The sequence below is a fragment of the Streptomyces sp. NPDC041968 genome, assembly GCF_055589025.1.
In genome coordinates this window covers 612563-629169 of the sequence record NZ_JBVJCB010000001.1, presented here as the reverse complement: position 1 = coordinate 629169, position 16607 = coordinate 612563, and the positions used below count along the sequence as shown (strand labels likewise).

Genomic DNA, 16607 nt, shown 5'->3' with positions numbered 1-16607 from the left:
GTAGCGTCTTTCCGAAATCCGTCGTGATCGTGGGCGCGAGTCACGGCGGACCGAGGAGGAAGACAACCGCAATGCCGATTCAGCAGTCCGAGGTCCTCTACACCGCCGTAGCCACCGCCGAGAACGGCCGTGACGGCCGGGTGGCCACCGATGACGGCAAGCTCGACGTGGTCGTGAACCCGCCCAAGGAGATGGGCGGCAGCGGCGCCGGCACCAACCCGGAGCAGCTCTTCGCCGCCGGGTACAGCGCCTGCTTCCAGGGCGCGCTCGCCGTCGTGGCCCGCCAGGAGGGCGCCGACGTCACCGGTTCGACCGTCACCGCGAAGGTCGGCATCGGCAAGAACGACGACGGGTTCGGCATCATCGTCGAGATCTCCGCCGAGATCCCGTCCGTGGACGCCGCCACCGCGCGGTCGCTGGTGGAGAAGGCCCACCAGGTCTGCCCCTACTCGAAGGCGACCCGCGGCAACATCACGGTGACGCTCGTCTGACCGGGGCCGTCCGGCACGGACGGGCCGAAGGCCCGACCCGGGACCACGGGGTGCGGCCTCCGGGCCGTCCCCCGGGCCGGTGTGACGGTGCCCGGTAGAGTTCCGCCCATGCGCGATCTCGGGGCGGGTTTCGGTCATCTGATGAAGGGCCAGCGATGGGTGGCCCGGCACGGCAGGAGCTACGGCTTCGGCCTCCTGCCGGGTCTGATCACCATGGTCCTGTACGCGGCGGCACTGGTCGGACTGGCCCTGTGGGGCACCGACTTCGTGGCCTGGGCGACCCCCTTCGCCGACGACTGGTCCAGCCCCTGGCCCGGACTCTTCCGCGGCTTCCTCACCGCCGTCCTGTTCGCCCTCGCCCTGCTGCTGGCCGTCCTCACCTTCACCGCCGTCACGCTGCTGGTGGGCCAGCCGTTCTACGAGAGCCTCTCCGAGCGGGTCGACCGCGACGTCTCCCCGGACGGCACCACCCCCGAGTCGAACCTGCCGCTGATGCGCGAGCTGTGGATCTCGGGCCGCGACAGCCTCCGGATCCTCGTCCGCGCCCTCGGATGGGGCGTGCTGCTCTTCGCCCTCGGCTTCATCCCGCTCATCGGGCAGACGGTGGTCCCGGTGATCGGCTTCTTCGTCACCGGCTTCTTCCTCACCGAGGAACTGACCTCCGTCGCCCTCCAGCGCCGCGGGGTCCGACTCCGTGACCGCCTTGTCCTCCTGCGCTCCCGCAAGAGGCTGGTCTGGGGCTTCGGCACGCCGCTCGGCGTGGCCTTCCTGGTGCCGTTCGTCGCGGTCTTCCTGATGCCGGGCGCGGTCGCCGGCGCCACCCTCCTCGCCCGCGAGCTGCTGGGCGAGGAGACCCGCGACGGCGACGGCGACCGCTCCGACGGCGGCTCCACGGACCCGGCGGTCAGCCCCGGTCCGGCCCCGGCGCACTGACCGCCGCGGCCACGATCGCCCGCACCTGCGCCACGATGTCCAGCCGGTTGCGCACGAACGCGGGATCGGTGACCGCCCCGGTCGCCGGATCGGTGTTCCCGGCGCCGAACTGAAGCACCGGGGTGTGCACGTGCCCGCCCGGCAGCGTGGCGTGCAGGCCGAGCCGGTCCCGCAGCAGCGTCGCCCGGTAGGCGATCTCGTTGGACAGGTAGTCCCCGCCGCCCCCCGCGCGGGCCGTCGACCCGGGCGTGGGCCCCTCGGGCCGTACGACCGGCTCGGTGGCGCCCGCCGGAATCTCGGTCACACTCGTGTTGTCGTACACGGGGAAGCGCCCGGTGTCCGCGGCCGTGATCGCCCCGTAGGGCAGCGTGGTCGTCGTCCACTGCGGCTGCGTGGCGGGGTCGGCGACGGGCACCGTCTCCGTGCGGGAGACGTTCTCGTTGTCCGCGAAACCGCCCCGCCAGGCCCCGTTGGTCCGCTCCACGTCGAAGCGCCCGACCCGCCCCTGGCTCACGGTCGTGAACAGGTCCACCCGCGGCAGGTGCGGCCGCAGCGCCCGCTCCACCGCCCCCTCGGCGAAGTCCCGCCAGCGCACCGGGAACACGGCCGTCTCCACGCGCGCGGGCCCGTCCGGTGTGTCGATCACCGTGCCGTCCAGGGCGAGCGCGGCGGCGCCGGAGGGGTTGGAGATCCGGATGTCACGGTCGAGGGTGAAGGGGTCGAAGCCGGTCAGCAGGACCCGCCTGGTGCCCTCGTCCCGCTCACCGCGGGGCAGCCGCAGGTCGCTCTGGCCGCGGGAGGCCTGCTCCAGCACGTCGAGCAGCGCCGCCCGCCGCCCCTCGGACAGCCGGAAGCCGGGCGCCCAGGCGCGCAGTTCCCGCGTCATCCCGAGGCGCGCCCAGTACAGCGGGCGGTCGTCGTCCCGGCTGAGGTCCCCGCGCGCCGGCCCGCGCCCCTGCGCCCGGTCCACGGCCCGCCGCCACAGCGCGGTGCCCTCGCGGGCGACGACCCAGCGGGCCTCCCGGTAGGAGTCCGCCCGGTCGAGCCCGCGGGCGAACGCCGGCGCCACCCCGGCGAACCCGGAGCGCCGCAGGATCTCGCGGGGCACCTCCCCGTCGAGGCGCCGTTCCTCGACGGTGGGGGCGGAGGCGGGGGAGGGGGCCGGGGGAGCCGCCGTGGCCGTCGCCGGGGCCACCAGCCCCGCCACCAGGGCCAGTCCGAGTACGCCGGTCCGAACGCGTAGGTGTGTCAAGGGAGTCCAGGTCCTTCCGTCGCCGTGGGGTGCGCTGCCGGACGGCGGCAGTATCGCGTGACGGAAGGGGCGTGCGCTACGGCACGACCTCGCCGAGGAGGGCGAGGAAGCCCCGAAGGTGCCCGGCATGTCCACCGACGCCGAGGTCGTGGACGGGGCGACCGGCTCGTGGGCGTTTGTGAAGGGTTCGTACGAACTCGTGAGCGGACGCTCGATCGAGGACCGTCGGATCACCGCGACGATTACCGTCTGAACCGGGACGCCTCCAGACGGCGTCCCCCCGCGGACAGCCCCGGCCCGGAACCTGACGGCCGGGCCGGGGCTCGCCGGGCCGGCCCGCGGGCACGGGTCACCGCGCCGAGAAGCCGTACACCGTCTCCGAGCGGAACACCTCACCCGGCCGCAGCACCGTGCCGGGGAACTCCGGCCGGTTCGGGGAGTCCGGGAAGTGCTGCGTCTCCAGCGCGACGCCCGCGCCGGGCGCGAAGGGCTCGCCCAGGTGGTCGGCGGTGTAGAGCTGGAGGCCCGGCTCGGTCGTCGACACCGTGAGCACCCGCCCCGACACCGGGTCGGACAGCTCGGCGACCTCCACGGCCGTGTCCGTCACCCCCTTGTCCAGGACGAAGTTGTGGTCGAAGCCCGAACCGACCTCGCGCGCCCGCCGGAAGTCGAAGCGCGTGCCCGTCACGTCCCGCAGTTCGCCCGTCGGGATCAGCGCGGCGTCGACCGGCGTGATCCGGGAGGCGTCCAGCCGCAGCTCGTGGCCGCCCGCGTGGCCGGAGCCGGCGAGGTTGAAGTAGCTGTGGTTGGTCGGGTTCAGCACGGTCGGCGCGTCCGTCACCGCCTCGTAGGCGATCCGCAGCGCGCCCGACCCGTCCAGCGTGTACGTCACCGAGATCTCCACCCGGCCGGGGAAGCCCTCCTCGCCGTCCGGGCTGACCCGGCTGAGCCGGACGCCGTGTCCGCCGTCCCCGACGGGCTCCACGTCCCACACACGCTGGTCGAAGCCCCGCTCGCCGCCGTGCAGCGAGTTCGGCCCCTCGTTGCGCACCGTCGTGTACGTCCGCCCGTCCAGCGGGAAACGGCCGCCCGCGATCCGGTTGGCGTACCGCCCGACGAGCGCGCCCAAGTACGGCCCCGGGTGGGCCAGATAGCCGTCCAGGTCCGCGAACCCCAGCACCACGTCGGCGGTGTGGCCGTCCCGGTCCGGGACCTCGGCCGACTGCACGATCCCGCCGTACGACAGGACCCGGACCCGTACTCCGGCCCGCTCCAGGGTCCAGCGGTGGACGGGGGTGCCGTCGGAAAGTGTGCCGAAGAGTTCGCTCATGTGCGGAACTCTAGGACACCCGCAGGTCAGGGCGGTTTCAGGGCTTCTTCGCGGTCACCGCGCGGTACGCGATCTCCGCCAGCCGGGCCTGGCCGCTCACGCTCGGGTGGAACCAGTCCCAGCGGCTCAACTGGTCGGTGCCGAACCGGAATTGGTGCACCGCACCGCCGTCGGTGCGGCACCGGCGGTCCTTCGCGCAGACGTCCCGCAGCACGTCGTTGTAGGCCCGCACCCGGTCCCGCACGGTGTTGCGGCGCTGCGTCGCCGCCGCGTCCAGGGCGTCCGCGTCGCCCAGCATCGAGGGGCACAGGCCCAGCTTCCACACCTGCTTGCCCAGCGGGTTGGTGCGCCCCTCGGACCACAGCCGCTTGAGGTCCGGGATGCTCGCCACGTACACCTGGGCCTTCGGCAGCTTCGCGCGCAGGGTGGCCATGGCCTCCTCGAACCGGTCCCGGAAGTCCGCCACCGGGGTCATCGCCGAGGTGGTGGCGCGGCAGGCGTCGTTCGCCCCGACCATCACCGCGACGAGCTGCGGCCTGCGCGCCGCCGCCCGCGTCATCTGCCCGGGCAGGTCCTCCATCCGGGACCCGGTGACCGCGTAGTTCCAACTCCGCCCGGCCGCCCCGGCCTGCCCGAGCAGCCGCACCGCGAGGCTGTCGACCTCGGCACTGCTGCCGGTCGCCCACGAGACCTCGGGACAGTCGGACAGGACCGTGCAGGCGTCGAAGCCGCGCGTGATGGAGTCCCCCACGGCGGCGACCGACGCCGGGCTGGTGTCCCAGACCGGGGCCGGACTCGTCCGCTTCGAGGCCGAGGCGGACGGGCCGGGGGAGGCGTCGCCACCCACGGCGTCGCAGCCCGTCACGCCCAGGACGGCGGCCGTCAGCACGGCGAGCGCGGCACGCGAACGGCGACGGACACGCCGCGCACCCTGCTCCGACCCCTGAACCATGCGGCTCCCACCCCTCGCCTCGTGCTTCCAGTGTCCTCAACCCATGACACCGCGCGGGGGTTCCCGCGAGCGGCGATGCAACGGCTCACACCCGTACAAGCGTCCTACTGGGTGAATACCTGGGGTTTGTCGGCACCGGGACCGACGGTACGTCACACTCCGCGCCCCGGCGCACGGTAGCCTCGGCCTCAACGTGGCCCGCCCGGCCACAGCCGTTCCGCCCGTTCCGAGATGTCCCGCTCAGCCCGGAGGTTCCGGTGACGACACGTGGAGTTCTGTACGTGCACTCCGCGCCGCGCGCGCTGTGCCCGCACGTCGAGTGGGCCGTCGCCGGGGTGCTCGGTACGCGCGTGAGCCTGGACTGGATCCGGCAGCCCGCCGCGCCCGGCACCTGGCGCTCGGAGTTCTCCTGGCAGGGCCGGGCCGGCACCGCCTCCCAGCTCGCCTCCGCGCTGCGCGGCTGGCAGCTGCTGCGCTTCGAGGTCACCGCCGAACCGTCCGCGAACGCGGAGGGCGAGCGCTACAGCTGCACCCCCGACCTCGGCATCTTCCACGCCGTCACCGGCATCCACGGCGACATCCTCGTCCCCGAGGACCGGCTGCGCGCCGCCCTGGTCCGCTCCCGGAGCGGCGAGACCGACCTGGAGTCCGACATCGCGAAACTCCTCGGCAAGCCCTGGGACGACGAACTGGAGTCCTTCCGCCACGCGGGCGAGGGCGCCCCGGTCCGCTGGCTCCACCAGGTGGTCTGACCGCCGCCGTACCCGTACGCAGCTGAAGGGCCCCCACCGACCGGTGGGGGCCCTTCAGCTGCGTACGGGTACGGCTCAGACCGTGCGGAAGGCCAGCACCACGTTGTGTCCGCCGAAACCGAACGAGTCGTTCAGCGCGGCGATCCGGCCCTCGACGGGCAGCTTGCGGGCCTCGCCGCGGACGATGTCCGCCGCGGCCTCGGCCTCGGGGTCGAGGTTCTCGACGTTGATGGTCGGCGGGGCCACCCGGTGGTACAGGGCGAGCACGGTCGCGACGGACTCGACGCCGCCGGCACCACCGAGGAGGTGACCGGTCATCGACTTGGTGCCGGAGACCGCAATGTGGTCCACGTCGTCGCCGAGGACCTTGCGCAGCGCCTTCAGCTCGGCGATGTCACCGGCCGGCGTCGAGGTGGCGTGCGCGTTGACGTGCACGATCTCGGTCGGGTCCAGGTCGGTGCGGTCCAGCAGGTTCTGCAGGGCGTGCGAGATGCCGCGGCCCTCCGGCTCCGGCTGCACGATGTCGTGGCTGTCGGCGGAGATGCCCTGGCCGACCGCCTCCGCGTAGACGCGGGCACCGCGTGCCTCGGCGTGCTCGGCGGACTCCAGGACGAGGACGCCGGCGCCTTCACCGAGGACGAAGCCGTCACGGCCCGTGTCGAAGGGACGCGAGGCGCCCTGCGGGTCGTCGTTGTTCTTGGACATCGCCATCATGTTGCCGAACGCGGCGATGGGCAGCGGGTGGATCGCGGCCTCCGTGCCACCCGCGACGACGACGTCGGCGCGGCCGGTACGGATCATCTCGATGGCGTAGCCGATGGCCTCGGCACCCGACGCGCAGGCGGAGACGGGCGTGTGCACGCCCGCCCGGGCGCCCACGGCCAGGCCCACGTTGGCGGAGGGGCCGTTGGGCATCAGCATGGGGACGGTGTGCGGGGAGACACGGCGGACGCCCTTCTCCTTCAGCACGTCGTACTGGTCGAGGAGGGTCGTCACGCCACCGATGCCGGAGGCGATGACCGCGCCGAGACGGTCGGGGTCGACCTGGGCCGCCCCCTCCTCGGCGGGGCTCTCGCCCGCCTTGCCGGAGTAACCGGCGTCCTTCCAGGCCTCCTGCGCCGCGATCAGCGCGAACTGGGCCGAGCGGTCCAGACGGCGGGCCTGGGGCCGCGGGATGACCTCGGAGGGGTCCACGGCGACCGGTGCGGCGATGCGGACCGCCTGGTCGGCGGCCCACTCCTGCTCCAGGGGCTTGACGCCGGACTTGCCGGCGACCAGGCCTTCCCAGGTAGAGGCTGCGTCGCCACCCAGCGGTGTGGTTGCGCCGATACCGGTGACGACCACGGTGCGATTGGTCGAGCTCACGGGAATTCTTTCTCCAACGGGATACGGGATTCGTACGGCGCCACCGCCGGGTGGCGGGGCAGTCAGCCCAGGGACGTGATCGGTCGATCAGCCCTGGTTCTTGAGGATGTAGTTGGTCGCGTCGCCGACCGTCTTGAGGTTCTTGACGTCCTCGTCCGGGATCTTGACGTCGAAGCGCTCTTCGGCGGCGACGACGACCTCGACCATGGACAGCGAGTCGACGTCCAGGTCGTCGGTGAAGGACTTGTCCAGCTGGACGTCCTCAACCGGGATGCCGGCGATCTCGTTCACGATCTCGGCGAGACCGGCGACGATCTCTTCCTGAGTGGCGGCCATGATGGCGCTCCTTCGTAGTTTCCATAGGGTGTGGCGGCCCGCCGCGTCGGCGGCGGGTTGGTGCTGGTCTCCGTCCCGGACCGGATGATCCGGCACGGAGTGCCTAGGGGAGGGTAACGACCGTCGCGGCGTAGACGAGACCCGCCCCGAAACCGATGACGAGCGCGGTGTCGCCGCTCTTCGCCTCGCCGGTCGCCAGGAGCCGCTCCATCGCGAGCGGGATCGAGGCGGCCGAGGTGTTGCCGGTGGTGCGGATGTCACGGGCGACCATGACGTGCTCCGGCAGCTTCAGTGTCTTCACCATCGAGTCGATGATCCGCACGTTGGCCTGGTGCGGGATGAAGACGTCCAGGTCGTCCGGGCTGATCCCGGCCGCGTCCAGCGCCTGCTGGGCGACCTTCGCCATCTCGAACACGGCCCAGCGGAACACCGCCTGGCCCTCCTGCGTGATCGCAGGAAACTTCACGTTGCCCTCGCTGTCGAGGGGCAGTTCCGAGACGTCGCCGATCGCGAACCGGTCCCAGGAGACCGTCTGCTTGATCGTCTCGGACTTGTCGCCCTCCGAGCCCCAGACGGTCGGGCCGATCGCCGGCTCCTGGGAGGGGCCGACCACGACCGCGCCCGCGCCGTCGCCGAAGAGGAAGGCCGTGGCCCGGTCCTCCAGGTCGGTCAGGTCGGAGAGCCGCTCCACGCCGATGACCAGGACGTACTCCGCCGAGCCCTCGACGACCATGCCCTTGGCGAGGGTCAGGCCGTAGCCGAATCCCGCGCAGCCCGCCGAGATGTCGAAGGCGGCGGCCTTGTCCGTGCCCAGCTTGTCCGCGATCTCGGTCGCGACGGCCGGGGTCTGGCTGAAGTGCGACACGGTCGAGACGACCACCGCGCCGATCTGCGAGGCGGCGATCCCGGCGTCCGCGATGGCCTTGCCGGAGGCCTCGATCGACATCGCCGCGACGGTCTCCTCGGGCGACGCCCAGTGCCGCGTCTCGATGCCGGAGCGCGAGCGGATCCACTCGTCGGACGAGTCGATCTTCTCGAGGATCACCTCGTTCGGCACGACCCGCGTCGGGCGGTAACCGCCGACGCCGAGGATGCGCGCGTACGGGGCGCCCTTGCTGGGCTTGATCTTCGACATGCTCTCGCGCTCCTTGTCAGGCCTGCTGGGCGTGCTCGGCGACGAGCTCGCGGGCCGCGTCGAGATCGGCGGGGGACTTCAGGGCCAGCGTCTTCACGCCCGGCAGCGCGCGCTTGGCCAGCCCGGTGAGCGTGCCACCCGGGCACACCTCGATCAGCGCGGTGACGCCCAGCTCCTGGAACGTCTCCATGCACCGGTCCCAGCGGACCGGGTTGGCGACCTGGCCGACCAGCCGCTCCAGCACCTCGGCACCGGAGGCGACGGCCCGCCCGTCCTTGTTGGAGACGTACGTCACCTTGGGGTCGGCCGGCGTCAGCGCCTTCGCGGCCTCCGCGAGCTTGTCGACGGCGGGCGCCATGTGCTGCGTGTGGAAGGCGCCGGCCACCTTCAGCGCGACGACCTTGCGCACGCCCTCGGGCTTGTCCTCGCTCAGCGCGGCCAGCTGCTCCATGGTGCCGGCGGCCACGATCTGACCCGCGCCGTTCATGTTCGCCGGGGTCAGACCGAGCTTCTCCAGGTGCGCGACGCTCACCTCGGGGTCGCCGCCGAGCAGCGCGGACATGCCGGTCTCGGTGACGGCGGCGGCCTCGGCCATCGCCAGGCCCCGACGGCGTACGAGGGACACCGCGGCCGTGTCGTCGAGGACGCCCGCGAACGCGGCGGCCGTGAACTCGCCGACGCTGTGGCCCGCGACGGCGCCGGGCGCGAGGTCGGCGATGTCACCGAGTGCCGCGGCCGAGAGGATTCCGGCCGCGACGAGCAGCGGCTGTGCCACGGACGTGTCTCGGATCTCGTCCGCGTCGGCCTTGGTGCCGTAGTGGGCGAGATCGAGTCCAATGGCGTCGGACCAGGCGGCGACGCGGTCAGCGGCGCCGGGCAGGGCGAGCCAGTCAGTCAGGAAGCCGGGCGTCTGGGCGCCCTGGCCGGGAGCGACGAGTACGAGCACTCTCACACTCTCTCTTGAGGACGGCCACGGCCGCCCGTGGGGACAGGGACGAAGAACGGGAGGGGGTTTTGTGGACCCCCGACAAAAGCTTAGAGTTGCGGATCTCCATCGGCCAGACGCCCCAGGATGAGCGCGATCCGCAGTGTGAACGCAGACCGTACATCAGAGGGTGACCATCCGGTGACGTCAGTCACACGTCGGAGCCGGTAGCGCACGGTGTTCGGGTGAACGAAGAGCATCCGGGCGGCGCCTTCGAGACTGCTCGCCTGTTCGAGATAGACGCTGAGCGTCTCGAGCAGGGCTGCACCGGCCTCCTCCAGCGGTCTGTAGATCTCCTCCACCAACTGCTCGCGGGCCGAGGGGTCGGAGGCGATGGCGCGCTCCGGCAGCAGATCGTCGGCCAGCACGGGGCGCGGAGCGTCCTGCCAGGCGGTGCACGCCTTGAGCCCGGCCGCGGCGGCCTGCGCGGACCGGGTCGCGGCCAGCAGGTCCGGCACCACGGGACCGGCCACGACCGCGCCCTGGGCGAACGGCCCGATCAGCGACTTGGCCACCGCGAGCGGGTTGTCGCTGCCCCCCGCGATCACCACCAGCCGGTCCCCGAGCACCCCGGTCAGCACCTGGAGCTTGGCGTGCCGGGCCGCGCGCCGGATGGCCTCCACGGTCAGCTCGGAGTCGCCGTCGGGGGCGGTGCCCAGCACGACGCACACGTGCTCGGGCGAGTTCCACCCGAGGGCGGCGGCCCGCGACACGGCTCCCTCGTCGGCCTCGCCGCTGAGCACGGCGTTCACGACCAGCGACTCCAGCCGCGCGTCCCAGGCACCGCGTGCCTCGGCGGCCTGCGCGTAGACCTGGGCGGTCGCGAAGGCGATCTCCCGGGCGTACACCAGCAGCGCCTCGCGCAGGACCGACTCGTCCCCGGGAGCGGCGACCTCGTCGATCGCGGACTCCATGACCTCGATCGTCGTCCGCACCATCTCCACGGTCTGCCGCAGCGTGATGGCCCGGGTCAGCTCGCGCGGCGCGGTGCCGAAGACGTCGGTGGAGATGGCCTGCGGGGCGTCCGGGTGCCGGAACCACTCGGTGAAGGCGGCGATGCCCGCCTGGGCGACCAGCCCGATCCAGGAACGGTTCTCCGGTGGCATGGCCCGGTACCACGGCAGTGTCTCGTCCATCCGCGCGATGGCCTGCGCGGCGAGCGATCCGGCGGACTGCTCCAGCCGCTTCAGGGTCGCGGTGTGCGAGTGGACGGGCCGGGTGGGGGCGTCGGGCTTGCCGGTTTCGGGTTCGGGCACGGGGACAAGACTGCCTTATCGGGACGGGCGGGTGTGCCGCCGGGGCTACGGTGAACGACGTGATGGACGTACGCCGCGCCGACGAGCGCTTCCCGGGCGGTGATCCGGCAGCCGGGATCGTCTCCCGCCACGCCTTCTCCTTCGGCCCCCACTACGACCCGGACAACCTCCGCTTCGGCGCTCTGCTCGCCTGCAACGAGGAGCGTCTCGCCCCCGGCGCCGGCTTCGACGAGCACCCGCACAGCCACACCGAGATCGTCACGTGGGTGGTCGAGGGCGAACTGACCCACCGCGACACCGCCGGCCACGAGACGGTCGTCCGCGCCGGCGACGTCCAGCGCCTCAGCTCCGCGGCCGGCGTCCGCCACGTCGAGCGCAACGACGGCCCCGCGCCCCTGACCTTCGTCCAGATGTGGCTGGCCCCGCTCACCCCCGGCGGCGAACCCGCCTACGAGATCGTCCGCGGCATCGCCGACTCCACCCCGTACGCCGTCCCGGAGGCCGGCGCGATGCTCCACGTCCGCCGCCTGGCAGCGGGGGAGCGGACGGCGGTGCCGGACGGGGCGTACGTGTACGTGCACGTGGTGCGGGGTTCCGTACGCCTGGACGCCGAGCAGCTCGACGCGGGCGACGCGGCCCGCCTCACCGGCGCCGAAGGGGTGGACGCGGTGGCGGTGACGCCGGCCGAGGTGCTGGTCTGGGAGATGGCCTAGGCCTCGGCCAGCACCGCGTCCGTGAACACCGGCCACGCCTCGACCGCCCACGGGCCGAAGGCGCGGTCGGTCAGGGCCACGCAGGCGAGTCCGGCGTCCGGGTCGATCCACAGGAACGTGCCCGACTGGCCGAAGTGGCCGAAGGTGCGGGGGGAGGACGAGGCGCCCGTCCAGTGGGGGGACTTCCCGTCGCGGATCTCGAAGCCGAGGCCCCAGTCGTTGGGGTTCTGGTGGCCGTAGCCCGGCAGCACGCCCTTGCGGCCCGGGTACTGCACCGTCATCGCCTCGGCGACCGTGCGCGGGTCCAGCAGGCGCGGGGCCTGGACCTCGGCGGCGAAGCGGAGCAGGTCCTCCACCGTGGACACGCCGTCCTTCGCCGGAGAGCCGTCCAGGGTCGTGGACGTCATGCCCAGCGGCTCCAGCACCGCCTGGCGTGCGTACTCGGCGAACGGCATGTCCGCCGCCTTCGCGATGTGGTCGCCGAGCTGCTCGAAACCGGCGTTGGAGTACAGCCGCCGCTCCCCGGGCGGGGCGGTCACCCGGTGCTCGTCGAAGGCCAGCCCGGAGGTGTGCGCCAGCAGGTGGCGGACCGTCGACCCGGGCGGTCCTGCGGGCTCGTCGAGTTCGACCGCGCCCTCCTCGTACGCGACCAGCGCCGCGTACGCCGCGAGCGGCTTGGTGACGGAGGCGAGGGCGAAGCGGTGCGCGAGGGGGCCGTGGGTGCCCAGGATCGTGCCGTCGGCGCGTACGGCACCCGCCGCGGCGGTGGGGACGGGCCAGTTCTCGATCGACGCGAGGCTCTTCAAGGACATGCCCGTGAGCCTAAGCGGGTCACAGGTGCAGCCGCATGGAGGGGTCCGGGTCCCGGGTGAACCCCATCGACGCGTACAGCGGCTCGGCCTCCGGCGAGGCGTTGAGCATGACGTGGCCGGCGCCCCGCTCGCGGAACCACTCCAGCAGCTCCTCCATGCACGCGCGGGCGTAACCGCGACGCCGCGCCCCGGGGTCCGTGGCGACGCTGAAGACGTACCCGGTCAGCCCCCGCGGATTGCCGGCCCGCCCGATCCGGTACTCCACCGTGCCCACCACCAGCGCCGCCAGCGCGTCCGGCCGCTCCGGGTGGTCGACGACGAACGCGGCGAACTCCCCGTCCGGGTCGGCGAGCCGCGCCCGCAGCGTCGGCAGGGAGTCGGCGTGCCAGTCGGTGGACGGCGGGCGGCCCACCGCGTCCAGCATCACCTGACGCAGGCGGAGCACTTCGGCCGCGTCGGCGGCCACGGCACGGCGTACGGGACTCATGCCCGCACGCTAGTGACCCGCCCCGCCGGCTGTCCCGCCCTTTTCCCACCGCCACCGCCTTCTCCCCGCGGGCGCTTGCCTGGAGTGCACTCCAAGGTCATAGCGTGGAACCCATGACGGTGATGCAGACCACGGCCGGGACGCCCGCGCCGCACGCCACCAGAACGGACATCTGCTCCGCCCCGCCCCCGCGCCACCCACGCCCCGACGGGCAGGACCGCTACACCATCAGCGAGGTCGTCGCCTTCACCGGCCTGACGGCCCACACGCTGCGCTGGTACGAGCGGATCGGGCTGATGTCCCACATCGACCGCTCGCACACCGGCCAGCGCCGCTACAGCAACCGCGACCTGGACTGGCTGGACTTCGTCGGCAAGCTGCGCATGACCGGCATGCCGGTCGCCGACATGGTCCGGTACGCGGAGCTGGTGCGTGAGGGCGAGGGCACCTACCACGACCGGCGGGAACTCTTGGAGTCCACGCGCCGCGACGTGCTGACGCGCATCGCCGAGCTGCAGGACACCCTCGCCGTACTCGACCGCAAGATCAGCTTCTACGGGGACGCCGGACGCGCCCGCGGAACGGAGACGACCCGATGACCGACAGCAGCATCCCGACGGTACGGCTCGGCGACGGAGGCCCGCTGGTGGGCGTCCAGGGCCTGGGCTGCATGGGCATGAGCTTCGCCTACGGCCCCGTGGACGCCGACGCGTCGCGGGCGACCCTGGAGCGGGCGCTGGAGCTGGGCGTCACGCTCTACGACACGGCGGACGCGTACGGGGCGGGCGACAACGAGCGGTTCCTGTCGCCGTTCTTCAAGGCGCACCGCGACGAGGTCGTCATCGCGACCAAGTTCGCCCTGTCGATCCCGCCGGACGACCCGACGAAGCGGATCATCCGCAATGACGCGCCGTACGTCCGCCAGGCGGTCGAGGCGAGTCTGCGGCGGCTGGACGTCGACGTCATCGACCTCTACTACATGCACCGGCGCGACGTGAACGTGCCGATCGAGGAGACCGTCGCCGTCATGGCCGACCTCGTCCGCGAGGGCAAGGTCAAGCACCTCGGGCTGAGCGAGGTGACGGGGGAGGAACTGCGCGCCGCGCAGGCGGTGCATCCGATCGCCGCCGTGCAGTCGGAGTGGTCGCTGTTCAGCCGGGACATCGAGGCGGGCGTGGTGCCGGCCGCCCGCGAGCTGGGCGTGGCCCTGGTGCCGTACTCGCCGCTCGGCCGGGGCTTCCTCACCGGCTCCTTCGTCCACGCCGACCGCGACCTCACGGACGGCGACTTCCGCCGTCAGCAGCCCCGCTTCACCGGCGACAACGCGGCGGCCAACGCGGCCCTCCTCGACCCCGTCCGCACGGTCGCCGGGGCCCACGACGCCACCCTCGGCCAGATCGCCCTGGCCTGGGTCCAGCAGCAGGCGCGGGTGCACGGCCTGCCGGTGATCCCGATCCCGGGGACGCGCAGGCCGGCCCGGGTGGCGGAGAACACGGGCGCGACGCGGATCGTCCTCACCGAGGAGGAACTGGCGGTGCTGGAGCCGATCGCGGGGAAGGTCGCGGGCGACCGGTACGCGGACATGACGTTCACGTCCGCCGGACGGGAGTAGAGCGGCGTCACAGCTCCGCCAGCAGCTCGGCCTTCTTCGAGGAGAACTCCTCGTCCGTGACCAGTCCCTGCTGGTGCAGCTCACCCAGGTGCCGGATCCGCTCGGCGATGTCCGCGGGGTCGCGCCGGGGCGCCGGGACCGGCACCGGCACCGGGGCGCCCCCGCCCCGTTCCCGCACCGCCGCCAGCACCGCGGCGGCGAACGGCAGCGATTCGTGCACCGGCCCGTACCCGAGCCCGAAGACGACCGAGGCGGGGTCCTGGTCGGCCTGCGGGGCGACGGGCGCGGGCTCCCTCGGCAGCAGCCGCAGGTACCCCTCGAAGGCCTCGGGGGACCGCCACTCCACGCCGCCCAGCTCGGTGACCGGGAAGTTCTGGTCGCCGGCCTTCCACTTCGCCGACGAGGCGCCCGTCCAGGACCAGCGGAAGGACACCGCCTTGCCGTCGAAGGACGCCTTCCCGTCGTACGCCTTGAAGTGCAGCGGCGCCTCGGGCGCCGCGACGAGGTACCGCTCGGTCTCGTCGGACCCGGTCAGCAGTGCGCGCAGTTCGTCGGCGTAGTACTCCGCGAGCGTCTCCCGCTCGGCCGGCAGGACGAGCCGGTACGGGTCACCGCTCTCCTTCAGCTGCCCGGCCGCCGCCTCCATCAGCGGGTCGGCGCCCGGGCGCAGCTCGATGCGCAGCACGACGGTGCCCCGCCGGCCGGGCGTGAGCGTCACCCCGGCGATCGCCTCGACGGGGACACGGCGTTCCCCGAGGGCCTGGAACAGCTTGGGCGTCCGAATCCCCCGTTCGTAGCGGATGAGCACGGAGTCGGACTCGAACTCCCAGGCGGCATGAAATCCGGCCAGTACGTCACCCATGCGGCTCATCGTATGCGGCACGAGCTCTTCCGTCCCCTCCCCGTGCAAACCGGAGTATCTGCGCCTCTACGCGCGTCAGGCCGCCGCCGTCGCGGACAAATCCGCCCGGCATGTGTCGTTCTCGCCGGCGCAGGCGACCGTGGGGTATGCGCCAACGCCGATCTGTGCGAAGTTCCTGAGGCTCTCCGTGCCCGGCACGAAGTAGCCGCTGTGCCCCTGGGCGCCCCGCGCGGACAGGAGCCGCGCCCCGAACGCCGGGGACACCGGATCGGCGCCGTGCCCGAGGCCGCCGACCTCCAGGTACGGCACGTCCTGGATCCAGTCGTCCGCGTCCCGCATCGCCCACACCCGGGCCGAGGTGTGCAGCTGGGCGGCCGTCTCGACGCGCATGCCGGGGCTGCCGGCCACCGCGATGTCGGTCACCCGGCGGGGCAGCGCGTCGGCGGCGACACCGCACACCACCGAGCCGTAGCTGTGGCAGAACAGCGAGACGGGGGCCCGGCCGGGCAGCGCCCGCAGCAGCGCGTTCAGCCGGGCGGCCCCGTGCTGGGCTCGGATCGCCGTGGCCGCCTCCATGCCGAGACCGCTGGGGGAGGTGTAGTCGGCCCAGGCGATCACGGCCGTGCGGGTGCCGGGGCTCGCCGCGCGCTCGGCCGTGTGGAGCGACTCGGCCATGCCGACGGGCGCCGAGTACTTGCGATGGGTGCGCTGGAAGGTGAGCAGCTCGGTGTCGACGCCGGGCACGACGACCGACACGCGCTCGGCGCGGCCGAGGTCGCCGAAGACCTCGGCGACCTTGCCCGCACCCGCCGGATCGAAGGCGAGGATGTGCCGGTCGCGGTGGAGCAGCGCCTCGTACTGGCGCACACGCCGGCCGGCCTCGTGCTGGCCCGACAGCGACAGGCGCTTGTCGTGCATGCGCAGCCGCTCCACGGCGCGGGCCTTGCGCAGCGCCGCGCGGTTGGCGAGGTAGCGCAGGTCGACGGGGGCGCCGTTCATGTTGCCGACGGCCAGGGAGTAGCGGCGGGCGAGGCTGGTGCGCTGCCACTCGGTGAGCGAGGCGAAGAAGCGGGCCAGCCGGGCGGGGGACGCCTGCGCGTCGGGCAGCCGGCGCCCGTCGATCCGGCCGTGCTCCCAGGCCGTGACCGACGCCTCGAGGGCCGTGGGGCCCCGCTGGTTGCGCAGGGCGGTCCAGCCGGTGGTCGCCAGCATCACGAACACCACGGCCAGGGCGAGCAGTGCGCGCCAGACGTTCAGCTGCGGGGAGGTGTCGAAGGAAGTCACTGGGAGGACACACTAGGAGAACGGGACGGTCTCGCGGGAATCCAGTGACA

Annotated in this window: 19 protein-coding genes; 7 read left to right on the top strand and 12 right to left on the bottom strand. The window is 72.9% G+C overall.

Translation table 11 applies throughout. The features are described 5' to 3' along the window. Positions 1-71 precede the first annotated feature (71 nt). Positions 72-491: an organic hydroperoxide resistance protein gene (locus tag ACZ6EG_RS02935; protein ID WP_053130225.1), complete on the top strand. Its 420-nt coding sequence runs from the start codon at positions 72-74 to the stop codon at positions 489-491. A gap of 108 nt (positions 492-599) precedes the next feature. Then, positions 600-1424, top strand: a complete 825-nt coding sequence (locus tag ACZ6EG_RS02930) for an EI24 domain-containing protein (RefSeq protein WP_391967860.1) — start codon at positions 600-602, stop codon at positions 1422-1424. Here ACZ6EG_RS02930 and ACZ6EG_RS02925 read toward each other — a convergent pair. After that, positions 1396-2676, bottom strand: a complete 1281-nt coding sequence (locus ACZ6EG_RS02925) for a pyroglutamyl-peptidase I (protein ID WP_469600984.1) — start codon at positions 2674-2676, stop codon at positions 1396-1398. The genes ACZ6EG_RS02930 and ACZ6EG_RS02925 overlap by 29 nt on opposite strands. Before the next feature lie 127 nt (positions 2677-2803). Here ACZ6EG_RS02925 and ACZ6EG_RS02920 point away from each other — a divergent pair, with 127 nt between their 5' ends. Next, positions 2804-2929: a hypothetical protein gene (locus ACZ6EG_RS02920; RefSeq protein ID WP_391967858.1), complete on the top strand. Its 126-nt coding sequence runs from the start codon at positions 2804-2806 to the stop codon at positions 2927-2929. 96 nt (positions 2930-3025) lie between these two features. Here the strand turns inward: ACZ6EG_RS02920 and ACZ6EG_RS02915 are convergent, their stop codons facing one another. Both ACZ6EG_RS02915 and ACZ6EG_RS02910 read right to left on the bottom strand, forming a co-directional pair. After that, positions 3026-4006, bottom strand: a complete 981-nt coding sequence (locus ACZ6EG_RS02915) for an aldose epimerase family protein (protein ID WP_391967857.1) — start codon at positions 4004-4006, stop codon at positions 3026-3028. Positions 4007-4043: 37 nt separating this feature from the next. Next, positions 4044-4958, bottom strand: coding sequence for an SGNH/GDSL hydrolase family protein (locus ACZ6EG_RS02910; RefSeq protein ID WP_391967856.1), 915 nt, complete (start codon positions 4956-4958; stop codon positions 4044-4046). A 257-nt stretch (positions 4959-5215) separates the two neighbouring features. On the opposite strand from ACZ6EG_RS02910, the gene ACZ6EG_RS02905 reads away from it, so the two are divergent. Then, positions 5216-5710: a DUF3145 domain-containing protein gene (locus ACZ6EG_RS02905; protein WP_391967855.1), complete on the top strand. Its 495-nt coding sequence runs from the start codon at positions 5216-5218 to the stop codon at positions 5708-5710. Between the two features lie 75 nt (positions 5711-5785). Here the strand turns inward: ACZ6EG_RS02905 and ACZ6EG_RS02900 are convergent, their stop codons facing one another. From ACZ6EG_RS02900 to fasR, 5 genes are all read right to left on the bottom strand, one after another. Beyond that, positions 5786-7075 (bottom strand): beta-ketoacyl-[acyl-carrier-protein] synthase family protein, encoded by a 1290-nt coding sequence (locus ACZ6EG_RS02900; protein ID WP_391967854.1) that lies wholly within the window; start codon positions 7073-7075, stop codon positions 5786-5788. A gap of 87 nt (positions 7076-7162) precedes the next feature. After that, positions 7163-7411: an acyl carrier protein gene (locus tag ACZ6EG_RS02895; protein WP_053130192.1), complete on the bottom strand. Its 249-nt coding sequence runs from the start codon at positions 7409-7411 to the stop codon at positions 7163-7165. A 103-nt stretch (positions 7412-7514) separates the two neighbouring features. Next, on the bottom strand, positions 7515-8546 hold the full coding sequence (locus tag ACZ6EG_RS02890) for a ketoacyl-ACP synthase III (protein WP_356603051.1): 1032 nt from the start codon (positions 8544-8546) through the stop codon (positions 7515-7517). Between the two features lie 16 nt (positions 8547-8562). Next, the gene (locus ACZ6EG_RS02885; RefSeq protein WP_356603049.1) at positions 8563-9492 is read right to left on the bottom strand and encodes an ACP S-malonyltransferase; all 930 of its coding nucleotides are present in this window, start codon (positions 9490-9492) and stop codon (positions 8563-8565) included. An 89-nt stretch (positions 9493-9581) separates the two neighbouring features. Then, the gene (fasR, locus tag ACZ6EG_RS02880; protein WP_356603047.1) at positions 9582-10787 is read right to left on the bottom strand and encodes a fatty acid biosynthesis transcriptional regulator FasR; all 1206 of its coding nucleotides are present in this window, start codon (positions 10785-10787) and stop codon (positions 9582-9584) included. Between the two features lie 62 nt (positions 10788-10849). Between fasR and ACZ6EG_RS02875 the strand changes: the two genes are divergently transcribed. Next, the gene (locus tag ACZ6EG_RS02875) at positions 10850-11500 is read left to right on the top strand and encodes a pirin family protein (protein ID WP_391968283.1); all 651 of its coding nucleotides are present in this window, start codon (positions 10850-10852) and stop codon (positions 11498-11500) included. Here ACZ6EG_RS02875 and ACZ6EG_RS02870 read toward each other — a convergent pair. Continuing rightward, entirely contained in the window at positions 11497-12312 is an 816-nt protein-coding gene (locus tag ACZ6EG_RS02870; RefSeq protein ID WP_469600975.1) for a serine hydrolase domain-containing protein, read from the bottom strand. The two genes, ACZ6EG_RS02875 and ACZ6EG_RS02870, sit on opposite strands and share 4 nt — an antisense overlap. 19 nt (positions 12313-12331) lie before the next feature. Beyond that, complete coding sequence (locus ACZ6EG_RS02865; RefSeq protein ID WP_391967852.1) at positions 12332-12799, bottom strand: GNAT family N-acetyltransferase; 468 nt, start codon at positions 12797-12799, stop codon at positions 12332-12334. A 113-nt stretch (positions 12800-12912) separates the two neighbouring features. Between ACZ6EG_RS02865 and ACZ6EG_RS02860 the strand changes: the two genes are divergently transcribed. Together ACZ6EG_RS02860 and ACZ6EG_RS02855 are read left to right on the top strand one after the other, a co-directional pair. Next, on the top strand, positions 12913-13398 hold the full coding sequence (locus ACZ6EG_RS02860; protein ID WP_356603041.1) for a MerR family transcriptional regulator: 486 nt from the start codon (positions 12913-12915) through the stop codon (positions 13396-13398). After that, on the top strand, positions 13395-14411 hold the full coding sequence (locus ACZ6EG_RS02855; protein ID WP_469600970.1) for an aldo/keto reductase: 1017 nt from the start codon (positions 13395-13397) through the stop codon (positions 14409-14411). The genes ACZ6EG_RS02860 and ACZ6EG_RS02855 overlap by 4 nt, the downstream gene beginning before the upstream one ends. Positions 14412-14418: 7 nt before the next feature. On the opposite strand, the gene ACZ6EG_RS02850 is transcribed toward ACZ6EG_RS02855, so the two are convergent. Together ACZ6EG_RS02850 and ACZ6EG_RS02845 are read right to left on the bottom strand one after the other, a co-directional pair. Continuing rightward, the gene (locus tag ACZ6EG_RS02850) at positions 14419-15273 is read right to left on the bottom strand and encodes a DUF4429 domain-containing protein (RefSeq protein ID WP_469600967.1); all 855 of its coding nucleotides are present in this window, start codon (positions 15271-15273) and stop codon (positions 14419-14421) included. Between the two features lie 75 nt (positions 15274-15348). Next, on the bottom strand, positions 15349-16557 hold the full coding sequence (locus ACZ6EG_RS02845; protein ID WP_391967849.1) for an alpha/beta hydrolase family protein: 1209 nt from the start codon (positions 16555-16557) through the stop codon (positions 15349-15351). Between the last annotated feature and the right edge of the window lie 50 nt (positions 16558-16607).